The 24955-nt window shown below is 70.1% G+C and carries 21 protein-coding genes; 13 read left to right on the forward strand and 8 right to left on the reverse strand.

Going from position 1 to position 24955, the window contains the following annotated elements; translation table 11 throughout:
- Positions 1-15: 15 nt before the first annotated feature.
- Both ACTWNK_RS17475 and ACTWNK_RS17480 read right to left on the reverse strand, forming a co-directional pair.
- Complete coding sequence (locus ACTWNK_RS17475; protein WP_474305047.1) at positions 16-615, reverse strand: TetR/AcrR family transcriptional regulator; 600 nt, start codon at positions 613-615, stop codon at positions 16-18.
- 91 nt (positions 616-706) lie between these two features.
- On the reverse strand, positions 707-1348 hold the full coding sequence (locus ACTWNK_RS17480) for a biliverdin-producing heme oxygenase (RefSeq protein WP_474305048.1): 642 nt from the start codon (positions 1346-1348) through the stop codon (positions 707-709).
- A 225-nt stretch (positions 1349-1573) separates the two neighbouring features.
- Between ACTWNK_RS17480 and ACTWNK_RS17485 the strand changes: the two genes are divergently transcribed.
- Positions 1574-2395 (forward strand): hypothetical protein, encoded by an 822-nt coding sequence (locus tag ACTWNK_RS17485; protein ID WP_474305049.1) that lies wholly within the window; start codon positions 1574-1576, stop codon positions 2393-2395.
- A gap of 23 nt (positions 2396-2418) precedes the next feature.
- Here ACTWNK_RS17485 and ACTWNK_RS17490 read toward each other — a convergent pair whose 3' ends face one another.
- From ACTWNK_RS17490 to ACTWNK_RS17515, 6 genes are all read right to left on the reverse strand, one after another.
- Entirely contained in the window at positions 2419-2709 is a 291-nt protein-coding gene (locus ACTWNK_RS17490) for a hypothetical protein (RefSeq protein WP_474305050.1), read from the reverse strand.
- Between the two features lie 4 nt (positions 2710-2713).
- Positions 2714-10012: a nucleotidyl transferase AbiEii/AbiGii toxin family protein gene (locus ACTWNK_RS17495; RefSeq protein WP_474305051.1), complete on the reverse strand. Its 7299-nt coding sequence runs from the start codon at positions 10010-10012 to the stop codon at positions 2714-2716.
- 7 nt (positions 10013-10019) lie between these two features.
- Positions 10020-10367 carry a hypothetical protein gene (locus ACTWNK_RS17500; RefSeq protein ID WP_474305052.1) on the reverse strand — a complete coding sequence of 116 codons (348 nt, stop codon included), beginning with the start codon at positions 10365-10367 and terminating at the stop codon, positions 10020-10022.
- Positions 10354-10776 carry a YbaB/EbfC family nucleoid-associated protein gene (locus ACTWNK_RS17505; RefSeq protein ID WP_474305053.1) on the reverse strand — a complete coding sequence of 141 codons (423 nt, stop codon included), beginning with the start codon at positions 10774-10776 and terminating at the stop codon, positions 10354-10356. The genes ACTWNK_RS17500 and ACTWNK_RS17505 overlap by 14 nt, the downstream gene beginning before the upstream one ends.
- A 95-nt stretch (positions 10777-10871) precedes the next feature.
- Entirely contained in the window at positions 10872-11252 is a 381-nt protein-coding gene (locus tag ACTWNK_RS17510) for a hypothetical protein (RefSeq protein WP_474305054.1), read from the reverse strand.
- Positions 11249-12115: an SseB family protein gene (locus ACTWNK_RS17515; RefSeq protein ID WP_474305055.1), complete on the reverse strand. Its 867-nt coding sequence runs from the start codon at positions 12113-12115 to the stop codon at positions 11249-11251. The genes ACTWNK_RS17510 and ACTWNK_RS17515 overlap by 4 nt, the downstream gene beginning before the upstream one ends.
- Before the next feature lie 189 nt (positions 12116-12304).
- Between ACTWNK_RS17515 and lon the strand changes: the two genes are divergently transcribed.
- The 12 genes from lon to ACTWNK_RS17575 all read left to right on the forward strand — a co-directional run bounded on the left by lon (position 12305) and on the right by ACTWNK_RS17575 (position 24923).
- Positions 12305-14665, forward strand: a complete 2361-nt coding sequence (gene lon, locus ACTWNK_RS17520; RefSeq protein WP_474305056.1) for an endopeptidase La — start codon at positions 12305-12307, stop codon at positions 14663-14665.
- A gap of 67 nt (positions 14666-14732) precedes the next feature.
- On the forward strand, positions 14733-15869 hold the full coding sequence (locus ACTWNK_RS17525; RefSeq protein ID WP_474305057.1) for a Fic family protein: 1137 nt from the start codon (positions 14733-14735) through the stop codon (positions 15867-15869).
- Positions 15870-16056: 187 nt separating this feature from the next.
- Complete coding sequence (locus ACTWNK_RS17530) at positions 16057-16188, forward strand: hypothetical protein (protein WP_474305058.1); 132 nt, start codon at positions 16057-16059, stop codon at positions 16186-16188.
- Between the two features lie 82 nt (positions 16189-16270).
- Positions 16271-17224: a methionine ABC transporter ATP-binding protein gene (locus tag ACTWNK_RS17535; protein WP_474305059.1), complete on the forward strand. Its 954-nt coding sequence runs from the start codon at positions 16271-16273 to the stop codon at positions 17222-17224.
- A gap of 53 nt (positions 17225-17277) precedes the next feature.
- Complete coding sequence (locus ACTWNK_RS17540; protein ID WP_474310935.1) at positions 17278-17877, forward strand: methionine ABC transporter permease; 600 nt, start codon at positions 17278-17280, stop codon at positions 17875-17877.
- Positions 17878-17886: 9 nt separating this feature from the next.
- Positions 17887-18732 carry a MetQ/NlpA family ABC transporter substrate-binding protein gene (locus ACTWNK_RS17545; protein ID WP_474305060.1) on the forward strand — a complete coding sequence of 282 codons (846 nt, stop codon included), beginning with the start codon at positions 17887-17889 and terminating at the stop codon, positions 18730-18732.
- Between the two features lie 129 nt (positions 18733-18861).
- Complete coding sequence (locus ACTWNK_RS17550) at positions 18862-19464, forward strand: hypothetical protein (protein ID WP_474305061.1); 603 nt, start codon at positions 18862-18864, stop codon at positions 19462-19464.
- Positions 19465-19570: 106 nt separating this feature from the next.
- Complete coding sequence (locus ACTWNK_RS17555) at positions 19571-20617, forward strand: peptidase C39 family protein (RefSeq protein ID WP_474305062.1); 1047 nt, start codon at positions 19571-19573, stop codon at positions 20615-20617.
- 2 nt (positions 20618-20619) lie between these two features.
- Positions 20620-22155, forward strand: a complete 1536-nt coding sequence (locus tag ACTWNK_RS17560) for an AMP-binding protein (protein ID WP_474305063.1) — start codon at positions 20620-20622, stop codon at positions 22153-22155.
- A 222-nt stretch (positions 22156-22377) separates the two neighbouring features.
- Positions 22378-22716, forward strand: a complete 339-nt coding sequence (locus tag ACTWNK_RS17565) for a hypothetical protein (protein WP_474305064.1) — start codon at positions 22378-22380, stop codon at positions 22714-22716.
- Between the two features lie 49 nt (positions 22717-22765).
- Positions 22766-23110, forward strand: a complete 345-nt coding sequence (locus tag ACTWNK_RS17570) for a hypothetical protein (protein ID WP_474305065.1) — start codon at positions 22766-22768, stop codon at positions 23108-23110.
- A gap of 367 nt (positions 23111-23477) precedes the next feature.
- Complete coding sequence (locus ACTWNK_RS17575; protein ID WP_474305066.1) at positions 23478-24923, forward strand: S1C family serine protease; 1446 nt, start codon at positions 23478-23480, stop codon at positions 24921-24923.
- Positions 24924-24955 lie beyond the last annotated feature (32 nt).

The raw sequence follows: 24955 nt of genomic DNA on the forward strand, positions 1-24955 counted from the left end.
AGCATGAGAATGCCCTTACTCCCCGGCCCCGAGCGCCCGCAGGACGAACCCGGACACCAGCACCTCGGCCTCGTCCACCGCGACCGACCCGCTGATCAGCGGCACGCGCTCGGCGCCGATCACGGCCAGGATGATGCGCGAGGTGGCGGCGGGATCGGGCGCGTGGAAGGCGCCGGAGGCGACCCCGCTCTCGATGATCTCCACCAGCACCCGGTGCATCGGCGCGACATGGTCGGCCAGCTGCTGGTAGGCGTCGGGCCCGAGGGTGGCGCTGAGGTCGGCGGCGCCGGGATGCGGATGGGCGAGCAGGCCGTCGAGCTGCAGCCTGACGAACACGCGCAACCGGTCGGCGGGGGAGGCGTCCTCGGTCAGGCCGCGCTCGTAGCTCTCGATGAAGTAGTGCGTGACCCGCTCGGTGAAGGCCAGCAGCAGGGCGGCCTTGTCGGGGAAGTAGTTGTACAGCGCCGTCCGGGTGATGGACGCCTCGCTCGCCACGTCCGTCATGGAGATCGTGTCGATGCCCCGGTCGCGCGACAGCCGCGAGAACGCCTGCATGATGCGGTCTCGCGTCTGCGCACGATGTTCGCCGATCGTGGCGGCCGAAATGCGGGGCATGGTCCCATGGTCGCACAGGCCGAAGGCCCGAAGATGGTCTTGGTACGTTCTATGGACGAAACCACCCCCGACGCCGGGGGCGGCCGCCCTCTCAGGCCGCGGTCTTGACGACGTGCAGCAGGTCGGTCAGCACCTCGGTGTTGAGCTGGTAGGCCAGCTTGGTCTCGCGGATGACGCGCTGCCGCTCGGCCTCGTCCAGGTCGAGGGCGTCGAGCCGCTCGCGGTAGGCGGTCTTGAACCTGGGCAGGCTGCCGACCTCGTCGAAGAAGTAGAAGTCGACGCCGCCGCCCTTGCCGTACCCGTAGATCTTCTGCAGCTCCATCCTGATGAACTGCCCGCCCGACAGGTCGCCCATGTAACGCGTGTAGTGGTGCGCGATGTAGCCGCCCGGCCAGTCGGCCACCTGGTTGATCCTGGCGACCAGCGTCTGGGTGGGCCTGGAGGGCGTGATGCGCTCGCGCCAGTCGTCGCCGTAGACGGTCTTCAGGTCGCGCACGAGCGCCTCCTCCCGATACAGCTCGGGGAAGACGAAGGCGCCCGCGACCGGGTGGTCGGCCAGGGTCTTGGCGGCGCCGTCGAGTGCGAGGTAGGCGAAGTAGTGCTGGGCGACCATCTCGCCGTAGGCCTCGGCGCTCAGCCTGCCCGCCATGAGCTCCTTGAGGTAGCTCTCCTCCTCGGCCGACTCGTGGTCGCTCCAGGTGGCGTTGCGAAGTACCTCAGAGAACGGGCTCATGGTTCAGCTCCATGACGAAGGGGCGGATATGACACAGTGTCACAAAAGCAGTGTCACAAAAGCCGGAGCTCATCGTCAAGTTGATGACGACACCCTGTCAGCAAACCGTAGAGGTCCGGGTCGACGGCCCTTCGCGTTCGCGGAGTAAGATCATCTGCTGATCCGCCTTCAGCGACTAGGTTGGCAGATGGAGGGGAAGGCGCGACGTCGGACCTGGTGGAGGAAATGATGTGGGAAGAGCAGTTCGCCGAGCTGTCCGCCGTCGCCGCGCGCCAGAACGGCATGATCACCACGGCGCAGGCGTCACGGATCGACGTGGACGAGCAGGCGCTGGCCGGGTTCACCGCCTCGACGCTGATCGTGGAGCTGGACTGGGGCGTGCACCAGGTGGTCTGGAGCCCGCTCGGCCCCAGGTACGCCTACCCCTACGCCGCCTGGCTAGCCCTCGCGCCCGCCGTGTTCCGATGGGAACGGCAGGCGCCCGGTGACGCCGTGCTCTCGCACGAGTCGGCATGCGCCCTGCACGGCCTCGGTGCGATGCCGAGCCCGCTGACGGTGTTCACGGCCGCGCGGCCGATGGCCGAGCCGCGTGCGACCAGGACGCATCTGGCCGAGTTGCGCGGCGACGAGATCACCTCGCTGCACGGCGTGCCAGTGACCACGCCGCACCGCACGGTCGTCGACGTCGTCACCGACTGGAGCGACCACGGCGACATCCGCAGGGTGCTGACCGACGCCCTGCGCAAGGACCTCGTCGACCTGCGGGAGATCCACGCCGATCTGACCCCGCTGGCCGCCGCGCGCGACTTCCCCGCCGACGGCGAGGGCTTCGCCGCCTACTTCCTCGGCGACGTCGCGCCCGCGTCGCTGTCGCCGCGGAACCGCCGCGCCTTCGCCGTGCTGGCCATGCCCGGCCGGGTGGAGGCCCTGCGCCCCGAGGTCGCCCGCCTGCTGGCCGCGACCGGCCGGGCGCAGGACCACGACCGCGAGACCCTGGACACCCTCACCCGTGACATCGCCGCCGACATCGTCGCGGGGCTGGGCTAGCGACCTGAGCTGACGGGCCTGAGCTAACGGGCCTGGGGCAGAGGCGGCGGCAGCGGCTCCTGGGGATAAAGGTCGCGCCACACCCTGCGCAGGAACCGCTCGGCGCTGCCGTCGGCGAAGCGCACCGCGCGGAACAACTCGTCGGCGGGCGCCTCCTCCGGGTACTGAAGCACGCGGCGCATCGCCGCCTTGAACAGCGCCATCTCCCGGTCCTCCGGCCGCCGCACCAGCCGCTTCAGGCCCGCATAGGCGTCCTCGTCGGCCTCCGGATGACAGTACGTGCCGCAGACGCGCACGAGCACGGTGTGCTTCATCGCTCTAGCCTCCAAGGGGCGCTGGTGGGTCGACGAACATGGTCGCGATCTCGAATCCGGTCATCGTGCGGTTCGGCCTGAAGAACATCTCGACGCTTCCGCCGCGCACGCTCTCCATGCGCCGCGCCCTCGGCTCGGGCACGTCGCTCACCATGCCCGGCGTGCGCTGGGCCACCACCCAGTCGTACCTGTTCTGCATGGCCTGCGGCAGGCTGCCGTCGACGGCGACGATGCGGTAACCGGCGACGTACAGATGTCCGTCGGGGCCGAGCACCTCCGCGAGCGGCAGCGACACCCGCCCGGGACGGCGGTCGGGGTCGAAGGGCGTGTCCAGCATCGCCCGCACGACCGGGTGCTCGCTGACGCGGGCCACCGCGACGGCGAAAGCGGTGGGGTCGGTGATCGCGGTCGCGGCGTCGGTGCAGCCGTGGATCGCATCGCCCGCCTTGACCGCGTCGGCGCCCCGGGCCCGCCGTACCGGATCGAGCTGGGCCGGGTCCTCGAGCCGGGTGACGCGGGGCTCCAGCCTGCCGTCGGCGGCGAAGCCCTCGTGCCTGGACAGGTAGTGGCCCTGGCCCCGGTCGACGGCCACCAGGACCCGCTGGATCGCGGGATCGAGCCCGGCCGCCGCCGCGAGCCAGGGCCGGGTGGCCGCGTGCTCGGCGATGTGGGCCGCGGCCTCGGCGGCGCTGACCGGTTCGAGTCCGGCCGAGACCGGGTCGAACCTCTCCAGCACCTGACGCGGCGTCGGCTCGCCGTCGGCGATCGGCGTGTCGAGCCGCTCGCCGTACGGCACGGCGCGCGGGGAGGTCACCTGGCGCACGGCGGCGGTCAGGTCCTTGACCTCCTCCTCGTCGAGCTGGAAGACACGCAGGTCGGCCAGGGCCCGGCGTTCGAACTCCGGCGTGCCGAGCATCGAGGTGAGCACGGAGGCGACCGCGCCCGCCCGTTCGGCATGGCCTTCGGCCGCGTAGGCGTGGCTCAGGCGCAGGGCGTCGGCGTCGAGGCGATTGCGGTCGATGTGCAGCACGGTGTACGGGTGGGCCAGGGAGACGCCTTCGTACTCCTGGTCGGTGGTGAAGCCGGGTTCGAGCACGCCGAGCAGGGTCAGCCGGATGGCCAGCCACTTGCGCCCGACCTCGTCGGGTGTGCGGGTCGGCGCGCCCAGCCACAGGCGCAGCTGGTTGGCGTAGTACGCGCTGCGCCTCCAGTCGGCCTCGCTCCACGGCGTCCACGCGGCGCCGTCGAGCGGCATGCTGCGGCCGAGACGCTGCGCCCAGCGGGCCATCTCGCCGGTGGCGGCCAGCCTGGCGATCCGGTCCATGGTGACGGTGACGCGTGCCGGGTGGTACACGGCGACCGGCTGGCCTCTGCGGTTGCTCGGGTCGGCCAGGTCGGGGCCGTACAGCAGGCGCTCCATCGCCTCCAGCGGCGCGGCCGTCGTGGCCGAGGCGTGGAAGGTCGTGACGGGGCGCTGCCTGCGGTCGAACACCGGATTGCCGTGCTCGTCGATGACCTGCTCGGAGTGGCCGAACGCCCAGTCCTGCCAGTAGAGCTGCCAGCGGTTGCCCTTGTTGCCGTCGTGCTCACGCGACTCGAAGTACACCGTCGGCACGCCGAGTATCGCCGGCATCTCCATCGCGCCGCTCTCCATGCCGATCTGCACCACATCGGCCTGTGCGCCCAGCAGGTGGAAGAAAACGCCCTGCTCGCCGTAGCTCAGCGCGACGCCGTCGTTGCGCGCCGCCGCCCAGAACTCCACCAGCGTCCGCGTGTCGACGCCGTCGAGCACGCCCTCGGCACGCCAGTCGTCCTCAAGACCCGGACGACCGGCGAACACGTCGTCACCGAGCAGTACGACGCGCCTGCCCGGCTGTTCGGCGCGCAGCGCGTCGATCGTCTGGCGGAGGATCTCCGGGCGGGTGTCCAGGTGCGGGCCGTGCCGCCCGCCGACCGGTTGCCCCCTGGTGTCGCGCACCCACAGCAGCGCGTAGGAGCCGGAGCCGTCGTTGGCCGCGCGCAGCCTGTCGACCACGGCCTGCGCCCTGGCCTGCCTGCGGGCGCGCCCGGCCGGGTCCTGGCCGAGCATGCCGTCGATCATCGCCTGCCGTGCCCGCACGGGGTCGGCGTCGACGGCCTGCAGCGCGAACAGCTGGGCGCGCATCCACTGCGACTGGCTGTAGTGGCTCTTCTGGCTGGTGTTGGCGAAGGCCAGCCTGATCCGGTGCGGCGCGATGCCGTAGTCCTCGATCAGGCGCCTGCGCAGCCCGAGCGCGTCACGCAGCGGCTGGGCCTGCAGCTCGATCAGGTTGTCGACGACGGCCTGCTCGTCGACGTCCGTGATGCTCTCGCCCCTGACCAGCCTGCGCATGACGGCGGCGTTGGCCAGGGCCGCCGTCAGCGTGTCGGGCACGGGACCGGTATGGGCCACATGTGCCTGATGGGCGTCCCACTGGTAGGTCTTGACACCCCGGTCGGGCTCGTAGGCGATCTCGATCGTGGTGTCCGGGTCGGCCATCAGCGCGGCGGCGTGGCTGTAGAGCTCGCCGCGCTGGTGGGCGTAGAAGCGCAGGTGCTTGAAGGTCTCGTTGTCCTGGCCCGGGATGCGGGTCAGCTCCGGGTGGCCGCCGTCGTACATCATGCGGTCGGTGACATGGGTCAGCTTCTGCGCGGGCGTCATGTCCTGACGCCGCTTCAGCTCCTCCAGCGCCGCGTCGAGGCCCCCGGCCGCCATCGCGTCCCACTGCGCGACCCTGGCCGCGTCGGCGAAGACGGCGGAGGCGGGAGCGTGCTGGGGCACCTCCAGGTGCCGTACGGCGGGCCTGCCGCCGGGCGTGACCGTGTCGCCGGGTGCGGCCAGCGCCGCCTGCTGCTCGGGGGTGAGCCAGCGCCGCATGATCGGGTCCCAGCGTCCCGGCGGCGGAGCCGTACGGCTGAGCAGCGGGTCGAGGAAGGCGCGGGCCACGGCGAGGGCGTCGGCCAGACCCGGGTAGGGCAGGCCGGGCGTCGTGCGCGCGTAGTCGTCGAACTTCCTGAACCAGTCCGGGCTCGGCACCTCGAACGCCTCGGGCACCTGGAGGTTCTCGCCCTGCTCGATGCGCCAGGCGAACTCCGCGTGCAGCATGGCGTGCGTGTCGGGCCCGTCCCACGAGGTGTTCAGCACGATCATCAGCACGTCGACGAGGTCCTGCGTGCGATAGGGCAGGTCGCCCGACTTGCAGCTGAACGTCGCCTTGCCCTGCCGGTCGAGGCCCTTGGCGAAACAGTCGTCGCACTTGGTCTCCAGCGTCCTGATGCCGTGGGTGTACATGCCCGACACCTTGTGCGCGAGCGTGTCGGCGAACGAGATGACGCGGATGGGCGGGGTCTCGTCGGGATGACCGGTCGTGACGATCTGCGCGGGGAAGGTGACGCTGTCCGGCTCCTGCCACACCGGCCGGGTACGCGGGGGCGCCAGGTCGACGCTGAGGCTCATGATCTCCATGTCGCCGCAGTAGACGCGGTGCGACATGCGCATGGCCTTGCCGTGCAGGATGAGGACCTTCGACTCCCTGACGAACCTGAGATGGTCGCCGTGGTCACGCGCGAGCGCCGCTTCGTACTCGTCGGCCATGACCTCGGGGTCGGCGCTGCCCGACATCCTGACCAGGTCGATGTCGGTGCTCGCCCGGCCGCCCGGGTCCCTGGTGAGCATGGCCTGGCCGCCCTTGAGCATCCAGTCGCGCGGGTTGCCCGCGAACACCCTGGCGATGGCGCGCTGCAGGGTGAACTGCTGCAACTCGTCCAGCGCCGAGGTGCCGCGCCGCTCGGCCTCCAGCCGCACCTGCTGCATCAGGTGCCGCCAGAACCGCCTGGCCAGACGCGGGTCGGCTCCGGGGTACGGCTCACCGTCGGGAGAGACAGGGGGTACGGCGGGACCGGTGTCGGCCTGGAGCCCCGTCTCCACGTCGCCCGAGTCGACCACGGGCGCCGCCGGCTCTTCGGTGCGCAGGGCGCGTGCCACGGTCTCGACGCCGCTCTCGCCCGGCGCGGGCGTCACGTTCGCGACGAGCCGCGCGAGCATCGCCACGTGCGCGCCCGTCACCTGCTCGGGTGTGAGCCCCAGCAGGACCTGGGCGAGCGCGGCGCGCAGCGGCGGCATCGCGGCGGGCCGGTCGCCGATCAGCAGATCGGTCAGGACCTGGAGCCCGGCCAGCTCCGCGTGCGTGAAGGAGTACTCGGGCCCGGTGCCGTGCACCTCGACCGCCAGGGCGACCAGCGCCTCGGTCCTGGCCACGTGCCCGGCCGTCACCCGCCCGGCGTCGCCGAAGAGCAGGTCGACGCGTTCGAGCAGACGCACGTGCTCCAGCAGCGGACGCCGCCCGGCCGGGAACCTCTCCAGCAGCGCCCGCACGTCACCCGGCAGCTGGGCAGGCAGGGCGAACGCCGGACGCGTCCACAGCTCGGCCTCGCCCGGCGGCCGTTCCGGTCGCAGCAGCGGCACGGGCGCGGCGGGCGTGCCCTCGGGCACGAGTGCGAGCAGGCTCTCCAGATGCCGGTCGCGCAGCCCCGCCGTCTCGGGCACGGCCATGCCGTCGCGGTCCAGCATCGGCGGGCCGTACGCCCAGAACAGCCGGGCACGGCCCAGCAGCCCCGCGTCGGCCCGGACGCCCGGCGCGCCGAGATCGCTGCGGCCCGGGTCGCGGGCGTCGACGTACTCGTCGTGCATGCCGAGCAGGTGCATCGTCTCGTGCGCGAACAGGATGGGGTCCATCTCGGCGTACCAGCTCAGCGCGTGTATGGGCGCCCTGGCCCGGTAGGCGGCGAGCTGGCGGACCGGCGTGCCGATCACCTCGCCCGCCGCGTGCCAGCGCCGCCCGTCGGCCGACGCGGCGAAGTCGGCCACGCGATCGCCGGTGCCCGGGTGCAGCATCACCACCCGGTCGTCGGCCAGGTCGCCGGGGGCGGGCTCGAACTCGGCGCGCACGTGCAGCTGGGAGCCGTCCGGCAGTTCGTGCTGGTGGTTGTAGTACAGGTCGACACCGGTCAGCAGCCTGGCGTGCGCGGTGGCGACGTCCTGCGGCGTGAGGCCCGGCGCGGCGCGGTAGTAGACGCGCACGGTGAACTCGGTGATCGCCCGCGTCGTTCCCTCCCACGGCACCAGCATCCTGCGCACCTGCACCGGGATCGAGCCGAGGCGCGCGATTCCCGTCGCCACGTCGGCCGGTACGGCGGCGACGCGCATGCCTTCCCAGTGCTGGGCGCGGGGGACCTCGCGGGGGTCGGTGGTGTTGGCGTGGAGCTGGGGGGTGCCTTGGGGTGGGTCCATGTTGAGGACCGGGGGGCGGGTGGCGTGGTTCAGGTCTGGGGCTGGGGCCAGGTCTGGGGCTAGGTCGGCGAGTGTGGTGGTGGCGGTGGCGGCGGGTGGGTTGATGAGGGCGTCGATGTCGGAGGGGAGGGTGTCGGTGGGGGAGAGGGGTGGGGGGTGTAGGAGGGGCGAGTTCTGGGGGGCGGGAGCTCCGGGGGGCCCAGGGGTGCCAGGGGCTTCGGGACCTGCGGTCTGAGCGGCTGCCTGCTCTGGGTCGTCTTGCGCTCGGCTGTCCTGGGCTTGGCCGTTTTGGGGCGGACCGTCTTGCGTCTGGTCGTCTTGCGCCTGGTCGTTTTGTGTTCGGCTGTCCTGGGCTTGGCGGTTTTGCGCTTGGTCGTCTCGCGTCTGGTCGTTTTGTGTTCGACCGTTCCGGGCTTGGTCGTCCCGCGCCTGGTTGTTCGGCTCGTTGGTGTTGGGGGTTTGTCTGGAAATATCGTGTTCTGGGGTGTTTTGTGGGGGTGTGCGCTGGGCGGGGACGTCGAGGGTGGGGGATTCGGGGGCCTGTGCTCCCGCCCGGTGGGTCGTGTCGTTCGTCCTGCTGGACCCGGACCCGGACCCGGACCCGGACCCCGTGCCGGTCGTCGGATCGGCGAGCGCGGACGTGGCGGGCGTACCGGGGCGGCCGTTCGGTGTGAACGCCGCCGCGCTCGTCCCCGTGGCAGACCCCCCGGGCCCCCCAGGCCCGCCCGGCCCCGCGCCGGCCTCAGGCGAGACCGGCCCTCCGGACGTGCCCCCGCCCGGCGAAGGCCCCTCGCCGGGCTGGGCGCGCGCGAGATCGGTCGCCAGCGCCGAGTCGTACGCCGAGTTCAGCGTCCCGGCCGGATTCGCCAGCGCCAGCGCCACATCGGCGTTGAACGGACTGATCGTGTTGGTACGCCCGGCGCCCCCCATGAACCCGCCGAGCAGCGAATCGCCGGTGGGCGGCGACCACTGCCCGTAGACCAGGCCGTTGGCCAGGAAGCTCCCGGCGGGTGAGGCGGCGACGTTGTTCAGGCCGGTGTTCAGCACGCGGCCGGGGAAGCGCTTGAACGCGTTGGCCCAGCCGGGCAGGTCCGCGGCCGAGCGGTTGAGCCTGTTGATGCCGGGCATGGCGTTGGTCAGCCTGGAGACCGGCGCGCCGAGCTTGGTGCCGACGACGGCGCCTCCGGCCGCGCCGATCGCCGACGCCAGGGTCTTGTTCCAGTCCCAGCTCGCCCGTGTGCCCATCTGCAGCTGCTTGTACTGGGTGAAGGCGTCGATGAAGGTCTCTTCGCCGATCTCCTCGACCAGTTCGTGCACCAGTGCGGCCGAGGCCAGCCGGTTGGCCGCCGCCGTACCGGCCAGGGTGGTGACGCGGCCCGCGACCAGGGCCCCGGCGGGGCGTGAGGCGGCCATGCCGAGCCTGGCCAGGATGCGCCCGATCATCGAACGCGCCGCGGCGGCGGTCGAGCCGACCATCGGCGTCGTCGTGCCCGCCGACATGAACGACACCGCGAGTGCGATCGCGATGGCGACGACGGCCACCCAGAACGCCACATTGATCGAGATCTTCGAGTACTGCGTCTCCAGGGCGAAGGCGTCGGCCTGCCTGGCGTACTGGTAGTGCGTGCCCATCTTGGCGATGGCGCCGCTCTGTTCGTCGAAGAGCTGGGCGATCCTGGCGAACGTCGGCGGTTTGGCGGGGGAGTCCCACTCGCCGTAGATCGTGCGCAGCGCCGTGACCGCGGGTTCGAGCGAGGCGGCGTAGGCGTCCATCGCCTGCCTGTGCGTCTCGCGCAACCTCCACAGCCCGCTCTCGCTGGCCTTGGGCCAGGGCTGGCCCGACATGAGCATGGGGATCAGCCAGTCGACCGCCCAGTCGGGCAGCGCCTCCGTCTCCCACACCGGGCGTACGTCCGTTGTCGACACCCCGGCGAACGCGCCTTCGGACGGTAGTCCGCCGGGTGTCTGCGGATTGACCTCGCCGCGACCTGCCACGCCGTCCTCACACCCGCCTGACGGCCGGGCCCCGGCCGAGGTCGCCCGCTATGGCCGCGTCGGTGGCCCTGGAATCGGCGATGTTGCGGCGCAGCAGCGGCCCGACGCGGTTGATCTCGCCGGCCAGCGCCGTGCCCGTGTCGACGAGCCTGACCGGGCCGTCGTGCTTGAGGTACTCCTTGGCGAACGCGCGGCCCTCGCTGCCGTCGCCCCAGGGCGCCGAGGCGTGCAGCGCCTTCAGCTCGGCCGCGGCCTCGGCGATGGCCCGGTCCAGGTCGGCGGCCATGCCGCTGTGCATGCTGATGCCGTGCTCGATGCCTGGTCCGAGGTAGAGCGTCTCGTCACGGGAGCTCATGGGAGACCTCCCTGCCCACCATCTGGTCGGCGAGCCCGCGCATGACGGCGTCGAGGTCGCCGTCGAGGTGGGCGCGCAGCTGTTCGGCCGGGATCAGCGGCGCGAACACGTCGACGACGCGCTGGCGTGCCTTCTCCGTCGCCCTGTTCACGGTCTCGGTGACGACCTCGCCCAGGCTCGCGGCATCGGGGCGCCGGTAGACGCGCGGGTCGATGTCCAGCCTGACCAGATCGCCCCTGGCCCCCACCGTGACGGTCACGAGGCCGTCGGGCGATCGTTCGGTCACCTGGACGGCCAGCGCCTCGCGCCGCAGCCCGGGGACCTCTTCCTGTAACCGTACGAAGGTCTTGCGCAACTGGTCGGCATAGGCCTGCAGGCCCGCCGGGTCCACCTCGTCCGCCCCCCGCATATCACTGCCCCCTCTACTGTAAACAAACCTCACTAATCCAATCCAACAACATGAGACGGCCGCCCGCTCACCCGAATCCCGAAGACAGGGGTCGGTTAGAGGTCGGTCACCTTTTCCCGCAGGCCGGACACCTCGTCGCGGTGCACTCTGATGCGGTGCACACCCCGTTCGACGCGGGTCAACCCCAGTTCCGCGGCCACCGTGACCCTGCCGCCGGTGTACTCCAGCAGCAGCACGCCCTCCTGTTCGGCCAGGACGACGAAGGGCTCGGCCCGCCAGGCGCACACGGTCGTCACATGGCTCGCCCGCTCGCACGCGCCGCCCGGCACGACCCTGACCCAGCGCCCCGGCGCCACCTGCTCGAAGCCGTCGGCCGGGGTGTCGCGGCGCAGCCGCCACCACACGCCGTCTGCCCGGAGCTCGGGCGAGGCGGGGTAGGCCGCGCCCTGCCAGTGCACGCGGTAGCCGTCGCTCACCCCTGCGCCTCCAGCAGCAGCCAGTGCCCCAGGTCGGCGTCGTACACCGCACGCCTGCGCGTCACCCCGTCGTGACCGAGCTCCACGATCTCGGCCCCGTACGGCAGCGCGACACCGGCCGTGAGGTACTCCCTGATCGTCTGGTCCACGTTCGGCGCCAGGCCCATCCCGGTGAAGGGCGCCTCCTCCACCACCCAGCCCTCGACCGCGGCCATCCCCGCCTCGTCCCGCCCGCCGTACGGCGTGCGGTAGAGGTCCGGGCCGATCGCGGGCCAGCGCAGGATGTTGACCGCGCCCTCGGCGGTGAGCACGTCGTCGCACAGGAGGGCGTCGGCGAGCACCGCGGGCGTGGCGATGTGCGCCACGTCGAGCGCGTGGTGGCAGTAGCCGGACACGCGGGGTCGGCCGTCGTCGATGAGCGCCTGGATGTCGCCAGGCCGCAGCAGCTTCTGCACGACGGCGTGCGAGCCGTCAGCCGCGTGGTCCTGCACCAGCGTGGGTACGGCCAGCCTGGCCACCGTGCCCGGCTCCAGCAGGAAGCAGGGGTCGAGGCCCGCATTGACGGCCAGGCCCCAGCGCGGGTCGGGCCAGCCCGCGGCCATCTCCACCAGCGACACCACACGATGGTGCCCGGCCGCGCCTCCCGTCGCCTCGCGCATCGCCTGCTCGGAGGTGTAGGCCAGCAGCCAGGTGCGCTCGGCGTCGTCCGCGACCGGCCATGCGGGCGGCTCGGCGCCCGACGCGGCCTCGGCGCTGATCGGCAGGGCGAAGTCGGCCGCGCGCAGCAGGCTCAGGCACTGCGCCAGGTCGCCTTCGTCCCGTGCCGCCGTGAGTCGTCGTTCGAAGTCGCTCGCCTGCCGCATACCGCCCTTTGCCCGGTGTCCAGAGATCGAATTCGAGGGCACCATATCAAGACATGTCCACATTGTGGACTGGATTCGGTGCGCTGTGCTTACAAGATTACGATCGCTGTGAGCGAACGTCGGCAAGTTCGGGAACATTCGGAGGCTCTCAAGAATTGAGTGGGTATAACTCAACCCTTTGGAGTTCGCATGAGTGAGAGCTTGATCCTTCCGGTCCTGCCGCTCGACGACGAGGTCGTTCTGCCGGGCATGGTCGTCCCGCTGGACCTGTCCGACTCCGAGGTGCGGGCGGCCATCGACGCCGCACAGGCATCCGGTCTCAACAAGCCACGGGTGCTGCTCGTTCCCCGGATCGACGGAAAGTACGGTGCCGTCGGCGTCGAGGCGATCGTCGAGCAGGTCGGCAGACTGCCGGGCGGTGAGCCCGCCGCCGTCGTGCGCGGCGTGAGCAGGGCCAGGGTCGGCACCGGCACCACGGGCCCGGGTGCGGCCCTGTGGGTGCAGGCCACCCCGCTGCCCACCCCGTCGGCCACCGGCCGCACCGACGAGCTCGCCCGTGAGTACAAGGCGCTGGCCACCACGATCCTGCAGAAGCGCGGCGCCTGGCAGGTCGTCGACGCCGTCAACGGCATGGACGACCCCTCGACGCTGGCCGACAGCTCCGGCTACGCGCCCTGGCTGACCACGCCGCAGAAGGTCCGCGTCCTGGAGACCGAGGACCCCGCCGAGCGCCTCGGCCTGCTGGTGGAGTGGGCCCGCGAGCACCTGGCCGAGCTCGACGTCGCCGAGACGATCCGCAAGGACGTCCAGGAGGGCATGGAGAAGCAGCAGCGCGAGTTCCTGCTGCGCCAGCAGCTCGCCGCCGTGCGCAAGGAGCTCAAGGAGCTCAACGGCGACGCCTCCGAGACCGAGGAGGAGGACTACCGCGCCCGCGTGGAGGCCGCCGACCTGCCCGAGAAGGTGCGCGAGGCCGCGCTCAAGGAGGTCGACAAGCTGGAGCGGACCTCCGACCAGTCGCCCGAGACCGGCTGGATCCGCACCTGGCTCGACACCGTGCTCGACATCCCGTGGAACGACCGCAGCGAGGACGCCTACGACGTCGCCGGGGCCCGCGAGGTGCTCGACGCCGACCACTACGGCCTCGACGACGTCAAGGACCGCATCATCGAGCACCTGGCCGTGCGCAAGCGCCGTCAGGACAAGGGCCTCGGCGTGGTCGGCGGCAGGCGCAGCGGCGCGGTGCTCGCCCTCGCCGGTCCGCCCGGGGTCGGCAAGACCTCGCTCGGCGAGTCGGTCGCCCGTGCCATGGGCCGTAAGTTCGTCCGCGTGGCGCTCGGCGGCGTGCGCGACGAGGCCGAGATCCGGGGACACCGGCGCACCTACGTCGGCGCACTGCCCGGCCGTATCGTCAGGGCCATCCGCGAGGCCGGCTCGATGAACCCGGTCGTGCTGCTCGACGAGATCGACAAGGTCGGCTCCGACTACCGCGGCGACCCGACGGCCGCCCTGCTCGAGGTCCTCGACCCCGCGCAGAACCACACCTTCCGCGACCACTACCTGGAGGTCGAGCTCGACCTGAGCGACGTGCTCTTCCTGGCGACGGCCAATGTGCTGGAGGCGATCCCCGGCCCGCTGCTCGACCGCATGGAGATCGTCACCCTCGACGGCTACACCGAGGACGAGAAGGTCGCCATCGCCCGCGACCACCTGCTGCCGCGCCAGCTCGACCTGGCCGGGCTCTCCGCGAGCGACGTCTCCGTCGACGACGCGGCGCTGCGCAGGCTGGCCGCCGAGTACACCCGGGAGGCGGGTGTGCGCTCCCTCGAGCGTTCGCTGGCCAGGATCCTGCGCAAGGTCACGGTGGCCGACGCCTTCCCCGTCACGGTCGGCGACGACTCCCTGACCGGATACCTGGGCAGGCCCAGGTTCGTGCCGGAGTCCTCGCTCCCCGAGTCGCGCCAGCGCACCTCGGTGCCGGGCGTGGCGACCGGGCTCGCGGTGACGGGCGCGGGCGGTGACGTCCTCTACGTGGAGGCGTCGCTGGCCGATCCCGAGACCGGCGACACCGGCCTGACCCTGACCGGTCAGCTCGGTGACGTGATGAAGGAGTCGGCGAAGATCGCACTGTCCTACCTGCGCTCACGCGGCGCGGAGCTGGAGCTGCCGGTCTCGTCGCTGAAGGACCGTTCGGTGCACATCCACTTCCCCGCGGGAGCCGTGCCCAAGGACGGCCCCTCCGCCGGAGTCACGCTGACCACCGCACTCGCGTCGCTGCTGTCGGGCCGCCAGGTCCGTCCCGACGTCGCGATGACCGGCGAGGTCTCGCTCACCGGCAGGGTCCTGCCCATCGGCGGCGCCAAGCAGAAGCTGCTGGCCGCACACCGGGCCGGAATCACCACCGTCCTCATCCCCGCCCGCAACGAGCCCGACCTGGACGACGTCCCCGAGGCCGTGCGCAACGAGCTCACCATCCACCTGGTGAGCGACGTCCGCGAGGTCCTCGACATCGCCCTCACCCCGGCCAAGGTCGCCGCCACCGCAGCGGCCTGAGCCGACTTACATGGACGAATCATTCAGTCGCTTGACTGGATGATTCGTCCATGTTGCTATGGGTCGCATGCTGTACGGAACTCCGGCGCTCGCGCCCGCCGACCAGGGGGTCCTCGCCGAGCTCGAGGACATGCGGCGCGACCTGAGATACCGCCTGGCCGAGCCGCATCGCTGGGACGGCCAACTCCGCAAGCACCTTCAGGCCAGAGCCATCCAGGGGTCGAACTCCATCGAGGGGTATCGCGCCAGCGTGGAGGACATCGAGTCCATCCTTGTGGGGGAGGAGCCGCTGGACACCTCGCAGGCGATCACGCGTGAGCTGATCGGATACCGTCAGGCGCTCACCTATGTCGGGCATCTGGCCAGGGCGCGCGTCTTCCGGTTCGACTCCGGTGTGCTCAACGCCCTCAACTTCATGATGATCGGCCATCACCACGACAAATCGCCGGGCGTGGTGCGTCCGGGCGGCATCTACGTACGCAACGCCGCGACCGGCGAGGTCGTCTACGAAGGGCCGGACGCGGAGGCGGTCCCCGCACTCGTCGAGCGGCTGGTCGAGTGGCTGAACGAGGGCGACCTCGACTGCTCGTCCTATGTCCGTGCCGCCATGGCGCACTTCAACCTGGTGGCGATCCATCCCTGGCGGGACGGCAACGGCAGGATGTCACGGGCCCTGCAGACCCTCGTGCTGGGGCGCGAGCAGATTCTCACGCCGGAGTTCTCCTCCATCGAGGAGTGGCTCGGCGTCGGGGAGAACACCGTCGACTACTACCGCGCCCTGCGCGAGGTGCAGCAGGGCCGCTGGAGCCCGCACGCCGACACCCTGTCGTGGGTGCGTTTCTGCCTGCGCGCCCATCACATGCAGGCCCAGCGCGTGGCGAGACGCCTGTCCGACGCCGCCGAGATCTGGGGCATGCTGGAGGAGCAGGTCGACGCCGAAGGGCTCAACCCGCGTAGCGTCTCGGCCCTCTACCAGGTCTTCGTCAGCCGCCGCCTGCGCCGAGGCCAGTACCAGTCGCAGGAGAACCTCAGCCAGGGCCAGGCCGCCCGTGACCTGCGCGACCTGGCCGCCGCCTCCTGGCTGAAGCCCTACGGCGAGACCAAGGGCCGCTTCTACGCCCCGGGCCCCCGCATGGAAACCATCAAGGCCGACTTCGCCCACCGCGCCACCCCCCTGCGCGACCCCTACCGGGACGCGAGCTGACCTGCGCCTGGACCGGGCCCGGCCCGGGGTGGACAGTCACCTGCCGCCGCCTGTGGCTCAGTTCACAGAACGTGCCGGGAATACCCCCATATAAGGGTGGCGTTAGCAGCAACGTGAACGAGGCACAGGTGCAGCACATGATCCCGCTCGGCGGCTTCATGCGATGTGGCATGCCCATGGGCTGTATGTGTCGGATGCGCTGAGCATCCCCATCCCCGAAGCCCCTGCCCGTTCGTCCGAAGGCCGTATCACCGTGATCGCACCCAGCTTCGTGCTGCGCCTGCTGACCCACCTGCCCTTCCCCCCAGGCACCCGGTAGCCCTCCCCCGCTCGACCTGTCCAGTCATGCGACGCCAGTACGGCGGCGCTCTTCGTTGTCGGTTGATCGTGGGGAAAACCAAGTGATACAGGCTTCAGGCCTGCGCAAGACGTACGGCGGCACCGTCGCGCTCGACGGGGTCGACCTGCGGGTGCGCGAAGGCGAGATCTTCGGCGTGCTCGGCCAGAGCGGCGCGGGCAAGAGCACGCTGCTGCGGTGCGTCAACCTGCTGGAGCGGCCGGACGCCGGCACGGTCAGTGTCGCCGGGCAGGAGATGACGAGCCTGTCGGGCCAGGCGCTCAACCAGGCCAGGCAGCGCATCGGCATGATCCACCAGCATTTCGCCCTGCTGTCCTCGCGTACGGTCGCGGGCAATGTCGCCTTCCCCCTTGAGGTCATGGGCGTGCCCAGGGCCGAGCGCGGGCGAAGGGTGGCCGAGCTGCTCGACCTGGTCGGGCTGGCCGACAAGGCGCAGGCGCGCCCGGCGCAGCTGTCGGGCGGGCAGAAGCAGCGGGTCGGCATCGCCAGGGCGCTGGCGGGCAACCCGTCGGTCCTGCTGTCGGACGAGGCCACCTCGGCCCTCGACCCCGGCACGACCGAGTCGATCCTGGCGCTGCTCAGGCGGCTCAACGCCGAGCTCGGCCTGACGATCCTGCTCATCACCCACGAGATGAACGTCGTCAAGAGCGTCTGCGACTCCGTCGCCATCATGGCGTCCGGCCGCATCCAGGAGTCGGGCCCGATCGCCGAACTGCTGCGGCAGCCCGGCTCCAGGCTGACCAGGGAGATCTTCCCCCTGCCGGAACCGGCCGAGCCGGGCTCGGTGACGATCACGTTCACCGGCGCGGCGGACGAACCGGTGATGTCGCAGGTCGTACGCAGGTTCGACGTCGACGTCAACATCCTCGGCGGCTCGATCGAGGAGCTGGCCGGAGGCTCGGTCGGCCGGTTGCGGGTACGGCTGGACGGCCAGGCCAGGGCCGAGGCGCTGGACTACCTGTCGAATCTCGGGCTCATCGTGGAGGTGGCGGCGTGAACTGGGAGGAGATCGGGCCGCTGCTGCTGGAGGCGACCGGCCAGACGGCGCTGATGGTCGGCTGGTCGACGCTGTTCACCGTCCTGTTCGGACTGCCGCTCGGCATCGCACTCGTCGTCTTCGACCGGGGCGGGCTGCGACCGCTGCCCGCGCTCAAGGCGGTGCTCGGCATCGTGGTGAACATCGGCCGCTCGCTGCCGTTCATCGTGCTGATGATCGCCGTCATCCCCTTCACCCGGCTGGTCGTCGGGACCACGATCGGCACGGCCGCCGTCGTGGTGCCGCTGACGATCGGCGCGGTGCCGTTCTTCGCCAGGCTGGTGGAGACCGCGCTGCGCGAGGTGGGCAGGGACGTCGTGCAGGCCGCCCAGGCCATGGGCGCGAGCCGTACGGCCATCGTGCGCAAGGTGCTGCTGCCCGAGGCGCTGCCGGGACTGGTCGCGGGGCTGACCGTGACCGTGGTGGCGCTGATCTCCTACTCGGCCATGGCCGGGGCGGTCGGTGGCGGCGGGCTCGGTGACCTGGCCATCAGGTACGGGTATCTGCGGTTCGAGACCGGGCTGATGATCCTCACGGTCATCGTCCTCATCCTCGTCGTGCAACTCGTTCAGAGCTTGGGCGACCTCGTCGCCCGTCGTATTTCTCACAAGTAAGGAAAAATCATGAAGATTCGTGCCCTCGCGGGTGTTGCCGCTCTTGCCGTGTTGCTCACCGCATGCGGTACGTCGCCCTCCGCGACAGACGGTGGTACGGCCACCGCCAAGCCGGAGGCCGCCTCCGCCGAGACCGTGCTGAAGATCGGCGCGACGCCGGTGCCGCATGCGGAGATCCTGAAGTTCGTCCAGGACAATCTGGCCAAGGAGGCCGGGCTGAAGCTGGAGATCGTCGAGTTCACCGACTACGTGCAGCCGAATGTGCAGCTGGACGAGGGGCAGCTGGGCGCCAACTTCTTCCAGCACAAGCCCTACCTCGACGACTTCAACAGCTCCAAGGGCACCAAGCTCAGCTTCGTGACGCCGGTGCACCTGGAGCCGCTCGGCCTGTACTCCAAGAAGGTCACCGACCTGAACGCGCTGCCCAGCGGCGCCGAGGTGGCCGTGCCCAACGACGCGACCAACCTGGGCCGCGCGCTGAAGCTGCTCGCCGACAACGGCCTGATCAAGCTCAAGGACGGCGCCGGGACCGCCGCCACCGAGCGCGACGTCACCGAGAACCCCAAGAAGCTCGTCTTCAAGCCCCTGGAGGCCGCCCAGCTTCCCCGCTCGCTGGAGGACGTCTCGGCCGCGGTGATCAACGGCAACTACGCCATCGAGGCCGGGCTCAAGCCGGCCGAGCAGGCTCTGGTGCTGGAGAAGACCGAAGCCAATCCCTATGTGAACGGCATCGTCGTCCAGACCGGACACGAGAACGACCCCGCGATCACCAAGCTCGGCACTTTGCTGCAGGACCCGAAGGTGAAGGCTTTCATCCAGCAGAAGTACGCGGGTTCGGTGATCAGCGCGAGCTGATCGAATAATGCCGGAGGCGGCATTAAGGCGAGGTTCACCAGGCGTTTCAAGTGAACTGTAAGCAAATGGCAATATGTCGGGCATACGAATGCATTGTCAGAAATATCCTCCGTCCCGAGGAGAACCTCAGTGCGACTCGTCACCCGTATCTTGATCGGCGTCACCGCGGCCTCCGTGCTCGCGATCGGCGCTCCCGTGGCCGCCGGTGCGTCCACGACCACCGCTGCCGCCTCCGCCGCCTCCACCAGCTCGCCGTACTTCCAGGACAACTGGGGCCCCTACTCCTCCTCCGACCACAGGGCCGAAGCAGAAGGCCAGGTCACGGTGGACAAGAAGCCCTACAAGCAGTGGTACTGGAAGACGTACTGGAAGTGGGTCAAGGTCTGCTGGAAGGACCACCACGGCGACAAGAAGTGCAAGGTCGTCAAGAAGAAGTTCAAGAAGAAGGCCTGGAAGTGGGCCCACGAGTACCCGTACACCGTCGACAGCACCCTGACCAACCACAAGTGGTGGGGCGACAAGAAGTACGTGTGCGCATGGGAGACCTTCAAGGTCGTCGGCTTCGACGGCTCGACCTCCTTCCAGAGCTTCAAGAACTGCGGCAAGCACCCGCGCGACTACTCCTTCTCCGGTAAGAACGCCGCTCACATCTATGTCGACGTGAGCCGCGGAAACTACCACCAGCCCAAGGGTCACCACTCCGGCTGGGAGAGCGTGTACCACGCCGTCTGATCATCACGCACTTCGATCACCGCGCCGAGGCCGTGATCCCCGAAAGGGGGTCACGGCCTTTCCCTTTGGGAATGATCAGCCAATGCGCCTACTGATCACCATTTTGATGCTGATTCCCGGAAATTTCGCGGCAGAGGTGCCCAAGGCGGTTTATCAACGCGAAACACTGACCGCACCGGCCCCATTCGTCCGCCGAGGCGCCTGGGAGGTCGCCCGCTGGACCGGACCCGAGCAGGCGATCGGCTTCCCCGCCACCGAACTCGTGCCCTCCTGGACCGCCGACACCCCGCGCGGCAGCTGGCTGCGCGTGGAGCTCAAGGTGCCCGGCTCCGGCTGGTATGTCATGGGCCGCTGGGCCTACGGCAAGGCCGACATCAAACGCACATCGGTGGGCGGCCAGGACGACGCGACCGGCCGGGTCAAGGTCGACGTGCTCCAGGTCAAACGCCCGGTGCGCACCTACCGCCTGCGCTACACGCTGCTGCGCCGCCCCGGCTCCGGCGCGCTGCCCGCCGTACGCTCGCTCGGGCTGGTGGCCTCGCGCAAGGGCACGGTGTACGGAGGCGGGGGCGGGGCGGCGTGGGGGATCGACCTCAAGGTGCCGCGCAAGTCGCAACTGGCGCATGCCGGGCACGGCGGCCGGGCGTGGTGCAGCCCGACCTCGCTGGCCATGGTGCTGGCCTACTGGGGCAAGGGGCCGGGCCAGGACGGCACGCATCCCGACTCCGACGTCGACCACGCCGCCGCGCACACCTACGACCACGCCTATGCGGGCACGGGCAACTGGTCGTTCAACACCGCCTATGCCGGACGCTACGGGCTGGAGGCGTTCGTCACCAGGCTGGTCTCGCTGGCCGCGCTCGAACAGCTGGTCAAGGCCGGCATCCCGGTGATCACCTCCCAGTCGTTCGGCGCGGGCGAACTCGGCTACGGCAGCGACGGGCATCTCATGGTCGTGACGGGCTTCACCGCGTCCGGCGACGTCATCGCCAACGACCCGGCCCTGCGCCAGGTGCGCGTGGTCTATCCCAGGCGCGTGTTCGAGCGGGTCTGGCAGCGCGGCAGCAGTGGAACGGTGTACGTCATTCACCCCCGGGGGCGCCAGCTGCCCGATACTCTGGTCAGGCGAGGAGCGTACCGAATACTGTTCTAGTCATGTATCCGGGAGCCATCGCAGCCGTCACCCCCGACAAGCCCGCTGTGATCATGGCGGGCTCCGGGCAGGTGCTCACCTACCGCCAGCTGGACGAAGAGTCCAACCGGCTGGCCCATCTCTTCCGAGCCGCGGGTCTGCGGCCGGGGGACCACATCGCGTTCATGCTCGAGAACCATCCGCTGTTCTTCGTCATCGCCTGGGCCGCGCATCGCTCGGGGCTGTACTACACGGCGATCAGCTCGCGGCTGCAGACCGACGAGCTCGCCTACATCGTCGGCAACTGCGGGGCCAGGGTCTTCATCACCTCGGCCAGGCTCGCCGACGTCGCCGCCTCGATCACGGCCGGAACGCCCGGTGTCGAGCTGCGGCTGATGGCCGACGGCGTGGCCGACGGCTTCGCCTCCTACGAGAGCGCCGTCGCCGCCCATCCGCCCACGCCGGTGCCTGACGAGTGCCTGGGCAGCGACATGCTCTACTCCTCCGGCACCACCGGGCGTCCCAAGGGCGTCAAGCCGACCCTTTCGCAGGCGCCGCTGGAGACGCCGGGGCCGCTGCTGCAGCTCATCCAGTTCCTGTTCACGCCGTCGGCCGACAGCGTCTACCTCTCGCCCGCGCCGCTCTACCATGCCGCGCCCCTGCGGTACTGCATGTCCTTCCAGCGGCTCGGCGCGACGATCGTGGTGATGGAGCGCTTCGATCCCGAGGAGTACCTCCAGCTCGTCCAGGACTACGGCATCACGCACTCGCAGCTCGTCCCGACGATGTTCATCAAGATGCTCAAGCTGCCCGCCGAGACCCGTGAGCGCTACGACCTGTCCACACTGCGCTGCGCCATCCACGCGGCGGCGCCGTGCCCGGTGCCGGTCAAGGAGCAGATGATCGACTGGTGGGGCCCGATCATCCACGAGTACTACGCGGGCACCGAGGGCAACGGCTTCCTGTACGTCGGATCGGAGGACTGGCTCAAGCACAAGGGCACGGTCGGCAGGGCCCTGCTCGGCGTCGTCCACATCTGCGACGCCGAAGGCGCGGACCTGCCGCCGGGCGAGCACGGCACGGTGTTCTTCGCCGACGGCCCGCGTTTCGAGTACCACGGCGATCCCGCCAAGACCGAGGCCTCGCACGACCCCCAGGGCAGAGGGTGGTCCACGCTGGGCGACATCGGCTATCTCGACGAGGACGGCTTCCTCTATCTCACCGACCGGCGCTCGTACATGATCATTTCTGGTGGGGTGAACATCTATCCGCAGGAGGCGGAGAACGTGCTCTCCGTCCATCCGAAGGTCGCCGACGTCGCGGTGTTCGGCGTGCCGGACGAGGAGATGGGCGAACAGGTCAAGGCCGTGGTGCAGCCGCTGGACCCCGATGCGGGTGGTCCGGAGCTGGAGGCCGAGCTGATCGCGTACTGCAGGGAGAGGCTCGCCGGGTTCAAGTGTCCCAAGTCGGTCGACTTCCGGCGGGAGCTGCCGCGCCATCCGACGGGCAAGCTCTACAAGCGGCTGCTGAAAGACGAATACTGGCCCGCCAAGAACTGACCTTTTCTCGCCGTTCTTTTTCGGGCCTCTGACCAGGGGTTTGACAGAAAGGGGGGTGGGGTGAAATACGCGGGGAAGCCCATTGCATAGGAAGGTTTCCTATTCAATACTGCGATCAGCGCAGCGTATCCCCGTTCCGCGGAACCCCACCCCGCCTGGCCGTGATTTCGGCATGCCTCATGTCCGGTGTCGTGTGCCCTGCTTGGATTCCTGGAGGTCTTCATGCTTCGTCGTGTCGTCGCGCTCGTGTTCTCCGTCCTGGCCTGCCTCGGTGCGCTCACCGTCGCGACCTCTCCGGCGCAGGCCCGATCCCTGGGCGTCGTCGAGATCGTCTACAGTCCGCTGTCGCTCGGCGAGTTCTGCGCCGACGAGGTCAGCGGGCAGTCCAACGTCGGCTTCTTCAACTACGGCACGGTGACCTGCTACCGCTGGTACACCGGCCCGCAGTACCTGGGCAGCTCAAGCGCCGCCGCGGCCTGCGCCTACTTCAACCCGACCTACACCTACCTGGGTTACTCCCAGGGGGTCAGCCAGGCGCTCATCTGCAGGTACTCCGTCTGATCTTCCGGTCCGTGCAACTCCGTCGTACCGCCTCACATCGGAGGTCCACATGCACCGTCGAATCGCCGCACTCCTCCTGTCCGCCCTGGCCTGCCTCGGCGCCTTCTCCCTCACCACGAGCCCCGCTCGGGCGCTCGGCGTCGTCGAGATGACCTACAGTCCCGTCTCGCTCGGCGACTACTGCGCCACGCAGGTCAGCTCCAGCTCCATCATCGGGCTCTACAACGGTGGCCTCACCTGCTACCGCTGGGGCTCGGGCGGCGGCTTCGTCGCCGTCGGCAGCGGCAACGCCGCCACCGCCTGCACCTATCTGCTGTACGGCAATCCGAACTACACCTACATCAGCTATCGGCAGGGGCCGAGCGACTCGCTGATCTGCAAGTACCAGACCTGATCCCACCCTCCGGCAGGCCCGTCCGCATCCCAGCGGGCGGGCCTGTCCGCGTCAACCCTGGGTTGACGTTCGCATAGTCGTCAACCTAAGGTTGACGCATGAGCCCCCGCCTGGCGACCGCCCTGGGCGCCGCCGCCTCCATCATGATCATCCTGGGCCTGCTCGCCACGGTCCTCTGAGCACCGGGTCGCGGGCATCGCGCGAAGAATTCTCCGGTCTGTCTTCCTCTTTCGCAGGGGCGTCCACCTGCGGGGATAAAGGGCGTATCAGCCGTCACATACAGTTGCGATCTAGGCCTTAAGCTGGACTTACGCGGTCGGTGACAACCTGGGGACATCGGATGAGAACCGTGGCCTTGGGGATGAAGATGAGCAGCAACGAACAGCACGACGCCGACCAGACGTCCGGCCGCGAGCACACTCAGGGCGCCGAGCACGCGACGGGTGCGGAGCACACGCAGGAGCTCCCGAGCGGGGCCGCAAAGCCGGACTTCGTCCAGCAGCCGCCTCCGCCCGAGGCCGAGACCAGGGTCGACCTGCCCGCCCCGGGAAGCGCGGCCGCAGGAAGCCACGCTCCGGGGGGTGCGGAGGGGAGTTCCTCGGGGTGGACGCAGTTCGGGGCCAAGCCGCCGACGGCGGGCGGGTTCCAGGGGCCGCCGCAGCACACGGCCGTGTTCGCGGCGCCGGGCGCCGGGGTGCCGAGGCAGCGCTTCACGACCGGTCAGAAGGCGATCGCCGGGCTGGCCCTGGCGGCGATGGCGTTCGGGGGCGGCGTCGTGGGGGCCGTCGTCGCGACGTCGTTCGCACCTGAGGCCAGGCCGGTGGCCTCGTCGAGCCCGGTGTTCAACCAGGCGTCCAACCAGCTCACGGTGGCCGACGTGGCCAAGAACGTGCAGCCGTCGGTCGTGATGATCCAGGGGTCGACCGGCGAGGGCTCGGGCGTGGTGCTGTCGGAGGACGGGCTCATCCTGACCAACAACCACGTCGTGGAGGGCGCCCAGCAGGGGGGCGGCGCGTTCTCGGTGAAGTTCAGCGACGGCAGGAGCGCCAAGGCGGAGGTCGTCGGCACCGACCCGGCGACCGACCTGGCGGTCATCAGGGCCACCGGCGTCTCTGGTCTGACCAAGGCCTCGCTGGGCGACAGCGACGCGTTGCGGGTGGGCGACGCCGTCCTGGCCATCGGCAGCCCGCTCGGCCTCGACGGCACGGTCACGGCCGGAATCGTCAGCGCGCTCGACCGCACCCTGAACGTGGGCAACGAGCAGCAGCAGGAGCAGCAGCTCCCGCCCGGCTGGGGCCAGCAGCAGCGCCAGCAGCAGAGTTCGGGCACGACGATCGGCGGCGCGATCCAGACCGACGCGGCCATCAACCCCGGCAACTCCGGCGGCGCGCTGGTCAACGCGGCGGGCGAGGTGATCGGCATCAACACCGCCATCGCCACGAACGGCGGCAGCAGCGGCAATATCGGTGTCGGCTTCGCGATCCCCATCAACACCGCCAAGCAGGTCGCCGAGCAGCTCATCAGCAGCGGCAAGGTCAGCCACGCCTACCTGGGCGTGAGTGTGACCGATGCCACAGGCGACACGCCGGGCGCGCTGATCGGCCAGGTCCAGGCCGACAGCCCCGCCGCAGCCGCCGGTCTGAAGCAGGGCGACCTGATCACCAAGATCGGCGAGACGACGGTCGACGGCGGCGACACGGTCGTGGGCGCCGTCCGAGGTTTCAAGCCGGGCGAAAAGGTCATGATCACGTATATGAGGGACGGCCGCTCGCAGAGCGTGGAGGTCACTCTCAAGGAGAGAACGGGCGAATGAGCCTGTAGGGGGCTCCTTCAAACGGACGTGCC

This window comes from Nonomuraea sp. IBHARD001 (assembly GCF_056106265.1).